The sequence below is a fragment of the Piscinibacter sp. genome (genome assembly GCF_050175855.1).
Classification (GTDB): Bacteria; Pseudomonadota; Gammaproteobacteria; order Burkholderiales; family Burkholderiaceae_C; genus Piscinibacter.
The window spans coordinates 1-4,198 of the sequence record NZ_JBFXIO010000412.1 but is presented as its reverse complement, the minus strand read 5'-3'; the positions used below and the strand labels follow the sequence as shown (position 1 = coordinate 4,198).

General features: G+C 68.2%; 4 protein-coding genes and 1 pseudogene. 4 read left to right on the top strand and 1 reads right to left on the bottom strand.

Annotated features, from left to right (window positions below):
* The coding region (gene metG / locus AB7U92_RS22755; RefSeq protein ID WP_428582392.1) for a methionine--tRNA ligase at positions 1-1,422 on the bottom strand (1,422 nt) is incomplete at its 3' end.
* 58 nt (positions 1,423-1,480) lie between these two features.
* Here metG and apbC point away from each other — a divergent pair.
* The 4 genes and pseudogenes from apbC to AB7U92_RS22735 form a co-directional block, all read left to right on the top strand.
* Positions 1,481-2,572: an iron-sulfur cluster carrier protein ApbC gene (apbC, locus tag AB7U92_RS22750; protein ID WP_428582390.1), complete on the top strand. Its 1,092-nt coding sequence runs from the start codon at positions 1,481-1,483 to the stop codon at positions 2,570-2,572.
* 6 nt (positions 2,573-2,578) lie between these two features.
* Complete coding sequence (locus AB7U92_RS22745) at positions 2,579-3,067, top strand: DUF3305 domain-containing protein (RefSeq protein WP_428582388.1); 489 nt, start codon at positions 2,579-2,581, stop codon at positions 3,065-3,067.
* A gap of 18 nt (positions 3,068-3,085) precedes the next feature.
* Positions 3,086-3,679, top strand: a complete 594-nt coding sequence (locus AB7U92_RS22740) for a DUF3306 domain-containing protein (protein ID WP_428582386.1) — start codon at positions 3,086-3,088, stop codon at positions 3,677-3,679.
* Positions 3,576-4,198, top strand: a pseudogene (locus tag AB7U92_RS22735) (4Fe-4S ferredoxin); the annotation flags it as partial. The gene AB7U92_RS22740 and the pseudogene AB7U92_RS22735, both read left to right, overlap by 104 nt.

Here is a 4,198-nt window from a genome sequence, read left to right as displayed (position 1 = left end):
CTGCTTGGCCAGTTCCCAGGGCTTGTGGGTGTCGACGTACTCGTTGACGCGGTCGGCCAGCAGCATGATCTCGCGCAGCGCCTTGCCGTACTCGCGCTCCTCGTAAAGGCGCTCGACCTCGCCGCGATGCGCGCGCAGGCCGTCGAGCAGCGTGCGGCCCTCGACGCCGATGTCGGCGCTGAGGTGCCCGCCGAAGCGCTTGGTCAGGAAGCCCGCGGCGCGGCTGGCGATGTTGATGTACTTGCCGATCAGATCGCTGTTGACGCGGGCGACGAAGTCGTCGGGGTTGAAGTCGATGTCCTCGACCTTGGAGTTCAGCTTGGCGGCGATGTAGTAGCGCAGCCACTCGGCGTTCATGCCGAGCTCGAGGTACTTCAGCGGCGAGATGCCGGTGCCGCGACTCTTGCTCATCTTCTCGCCGCCGTTGACGGTGATGAAGCCGTGCACGAACACCTTGTCCGGCGTCTTGCGGCCGCTGAAGTGCAGCATCGCCGGCCAGAAGAGGGTGTGGAAGTAGGTGATGTCCTTGCCGATGAAGTGGATCTGCTCCAGCACCGGGTCGGCCATCAGCGCGTCGTAGTCGCGGCCGCTCCTGTCGCAGTAGTTCTTCAGCGAGGCGAGGTAGCCCACTGGCGCGTCGAGCCAGACATAGAAGTACTTGTCTTCCGTGTCGGGGATGCGGATGCCGAAGTAGGGCGCGTCGCGGCTGATGTCCCAGTCGGCCAGGCCGACGCGGCCTTCGTCGTCGGTGGCGAACCACTCGCGGATCTTGTTCAGCACCTCCGGCTGCAGCCGGCCGGGGGTCTGCGTCCAGTCCTGCAGGAAATCGAGGCAGCGCTGCGACGAGAGCTGGAAGAAGTGATGCTCGCTGGACTTCATCACCGGCGTGGCGCCGGTCAGCGTGGAGTAGGGGTTCTTCAGTTCCGTGGGCGCATAGACCGCGCCGCAGACTTCGCAGCTGTCGCCGTACTGGGCTTTCGCGCCGCACTTCGGGCATTCGCCCTTGATGTAGCGATCCGGCAGGAACATGCCCTTGACCGGGTCGTAGAACTGCTCGATCGAGCGCACCGAGATCAGGCCCTGCTTGCGCAGCTTGAGGTAGATGTCCTGGGCGAAGGCGTGGTTCTCAGGCCCGTCGGTGGAGTGCCAGTTGTCGAAGCCGATGTGGAAGCCGTCGAGGTACTGCCGGCGGCCGGCGGCGATCTTCGCCACGAACTCCTGAGGACTGAGGCCGGCCTTCTCGGCGGCGATCATGATCGGCGCGCCGTGGGCGTCGTCGGCACAGACGAAATGCACCTCGTGACCGAGCATCCGCTGGAAGCGCACCCAGATGTCGGCCTGGATGTACTCCATCATGTGCCCGACGTGGAACGGCGCGTTGGCGTAGGGCAGGGCGGTGGTGACGAAGAGCTTGCGGGTCATCCGCCCATTCTAGAAGCGCTAGACTGCCGGCCCCGCTCCGCCTTATGCAACCGTCTTCATGGCCGCCTCCGAATCCGCCCTGCACGACGCCCTCAAGGGCGTGATCGATCCCAACACCGGGAAGGACTTCGTCTCGACGAAGCAGCTGAAGAACCTCAAAGTCGAGGGCGGCGACGTCTCCTTCGACGTCGAGCTCGGCTACCCCGCCAAGAGCCAGATCCCGGCGCTGCGCAAGGCGCTGATCGCCGCGGCGCGCTCGGTGGCCGGTGTCGAGAACGTCAGCGCCAACATCGGCTCGAAGATCATCGCCCACGCGGTGCAGCGCGGCGTGCAGCTCCTGCCCAATGTCAAGAACATCGTCGCCGTGGCTTCGGGCAAGGGCGGCGTGGGCAAGAGCACCACGGCCGTCAACCTGGCGCTGGCGCTGGCCGCCGAGGGCGCGACGGTGGGCATCCTCGACGCCGACATCTACGGCCCCAGCCAGCCGATGATGATGGGCATCGAGGGCCGCCCCGAGAGTGCCGACGGCAAGACCATGGAGCCGCTGGAGAACTATGGCGTTCAGGTGATCTCGATCGGCTTCCTGATCGAGCCCGACAACCCGATGATCTGGCGCGGCCCGATGGCCACGCAGGCGCTCGAGCAGCTGCTGCGCCAGACCAACTGGGGCAATCTCGACTACCTGATCGTCGACATGCCGCCGGGCACCGGCGACATCCAGCTCACGCTCAGCCAGCGCGTGCCGCTGACCGGCGCGGTGATCGTCACCACGCCGCAGGACATCGCCCTGCTCGACGCCCGCAAGGGCATCAAGATGTTCGAGAAGGTGGGCGTGCCCATCCTCGGCATCGTCGAGAACATGGCGGTGCATGTGTGCGAGAAGTGCGGCCACGTCGAGCACATCTTCGGCGAGGAAGGCGGCAAGCGCATGGCCGCCGAGTACCAGATGGACTACCTCGGCGCGTTGCCGCTGAACCTGTCGATCCGCGTGCAGGCCGACGCCGGCCGGCCCACCGTGGTCAGCGAACCCGACGGCGAGATCGCCGGCCTGTACAAGGGCGTGGCGCGCCAGGTGGCAGTGAAGATCGCCCAGCGCGCCAAGGACTTCAGCTCGAAGTTCCCGACCATCTCGATCTCCAAGAACACCTGATCCGCCATGGCCGCTCCGCGTCCTTCGGTCACCGTCGCGGTCGTGATGGAGCGCGACTTCCAGCCCAATCGCTGGGAGGACTGGCGGCACCGCATCGTCGAGGTGGTGCCGATGGAGGAAGGCTTCGGCGAGGCGCCGCGCGTGCTGCGCGACGACGGCAAGCTGCAGCGCACCTTGCACCCGGGCTTCACGGTCGAGCTGTTCGCCGACGAGGGCGAGGGCTACTACCTCAATCTGAGCAGCGGCGCGCCGGTGTGGTTCGTGGTCTGGCGCAGCGACGATGAGGATCCGTCGCGCGCCTGGCCCGAGCAGGTGACGCTGTCGTACAACGAGGCCGGCCGCCGGCTCGACGCGCAGGAGAAGGTCGACAACGTGCCGCTGCAGCCCGAGTGGCGCGAGTGGCTGCAGGCCTATACCGAACAGAACTACCGGCCCGAGCCCAAGCAGCGCAAGCGCCCGGCGTCTTTCCAGGCGCCGGACCGGCGTGGCGGCTGAGCGCCGCACGGGGGCACCATGAGCAGCGAGGACGGCTTCCTCTCGCGCTGGGCGAAGCGCAAGGCCCTGGTGCGCGAAGGACGCGCGCCGGCCGAACCGCTGCCGACAGCGCCCTCCGCGGAACCGGTGGCGGCAGCGGTGCCGGCCGCCGTGCCGCCGCGACCGGAGCCGGAGCCGGCTCCGGCCGCCGATCCCGCCGCGCCGCCGCCCACGCTCGAAGAGACCGCGACGCTCACGCCTGCCTCCGACTTCACCCGCTTCGTCGCCCGCGACGTCGACCCCACGGTCAAGAACGCCGCGCTGAAGAAGCTGTTCGCCGACCCGCACTTCAACGTGATGGACGGCCTGGACATCTACATCGACGACTACGGCAAGCCCGATCCATTGCCGGCGGGCATGCTGCGCCAGATGGTGCAGTCGCAGTTCCTTGGCCTGTTCGGCGACGAGAAGAAGCCCTCGGCGAACGGCCCTGCGCCGGCGCCCGCCCATCCCCCGGAAGAGACAACCGATGAAGACGCTGATCTGCGACTGCAATCGCACGATGCCGCTGACGCCGCAGAGCCTGGCGCCGGTGAGCCAGGCGCTGGCCAAGACGCCGCTGGCGAGCGCTGACGGTCTCGAAACCGTCCACACCCTGCTGTGCCGGCGAGAGGCCGGCGCTTTCCAGCGCGCCGCCAAGTCCGGCGACGACCTGCTGGTGGCCTGCACGCAGGAGAGCCGCCTCTTCCTCGAACTGAACGAGCAGACCGAGGGCGCGCTGCCGGTGGCCGAGCGGCCGATCCGCTTCGTCAACATCCGCGAGACCGGCGGCTGGTCGAAGGACGCCAAGGACGCCGCGCCGAAGATCGCCGCACTGCTGGCTGCCGCGCAGCTGCCCGACCCCGATCCGGTCACCACGGTCACCTATCGCTCGGAGGGCCGTTGCCTGGTGATCGGCCGCGCCGACGCGGCCGAGCGCGCCGCGGCGATGCTGGCCGACAAGCTCGAGGTCACGCTGCTGCTCGACCGCGCCGGTGGCGCGCTGCCGCAGCGCCGCGAGCGCGACGTGCAGTCGGGCCATCTGAAGAAGCTCTCCGGCTGGCTGGGCGCCTTCCGCGCCGAGTGGGAGAGCGGCAACCCGATCGACCTCGA